The sequence below is a fragment of the Kitasatospora nipponensis genome, assembly GCF_039528135.1.
Lineage (GTDB): Bacteria > Actinomycetota > Actinomycetes > Streptomycetales > Streptomycetaceae > Kitasatospora > Kitasatospora nipponensis.
In genome coordinates this window covers 1-504 of record NZ_BAAALF010001226.1, presented here as the reverse complement: position 1 = coordinate 504, position 504 = coordinate 1, and the positions used below count along the sequence as shown (strand labels likewise).

Annotated in this window: 1 protein-coding gene and 1 pseudogene; both read right to left on the bottom strand. The window is 73.0% G+C overall.

All coding sequences use genetic code 11. The features are described from left to right. Positions 1-53: 53 nt before the first annotated feature. Positions 54-194 (bottom strand): hypothetical protein, encoded by a 141-nt coding sequence (locus ABD323_RS45780; RefSeq protein WP_344447822.1) that lies wholly within the window; start codon positions 192-194, stop codon positions 54-56. Continuing rightward, a pseudogene (locus ABD323_RS45775) lies at positions 181-504 on the bottom strand (Crp/Fnr family transcriptional regulator); the annotation flags it as partial. The pseudogene ABD323_RS45775 and the gene ABD323_RS45780, both read right to left, overlap by 14 nt.

Genomic DNA, 504 nt, shown 5'->3' with positions numbered 1-504 from the left:
CACGCGGGCGGACTGGCGGCCCTGGGGCCGGCCGCCGGGCGGGTGACGGACGATCAGCGCGAGTTCGCTGCCGCCGACCTGGTGCTGGACGGGATCGTCGGGATCGGCGGCCGGGGCGGTTCGGCGAGCCAGTACCGCTGCCCGGCCACCGCGTGGCCGAGCGCGGCGGGCGGCCTGAGGTCAGGAGTAGTCATGGAACTTCGACACCTCGACGTTCTGCAGCACCGCGACGGCGTCCTCCACCAGCGCGGCGGCCGAGAAGTAACTGGTCACCAGGTACGAGGTGATGGCCTTCAGGTCGACGCCCATCGGACGCACCGACAGGCCCGGCTCCACCTCGTCCGGCACCTTGGACGGCCGCAGCCCGACCACGCCCTCCTCCGCCTCGCCGACCCGCATCAGCAGGATGTTGGTGGTCCCCGGGGCGGACTGGCCGGAGCCCTTCAGGTCGAGCTTGTCCGAGGGCAGCAGCGGCACGCCCCGCCAGCTCATGAACGGGCTGCC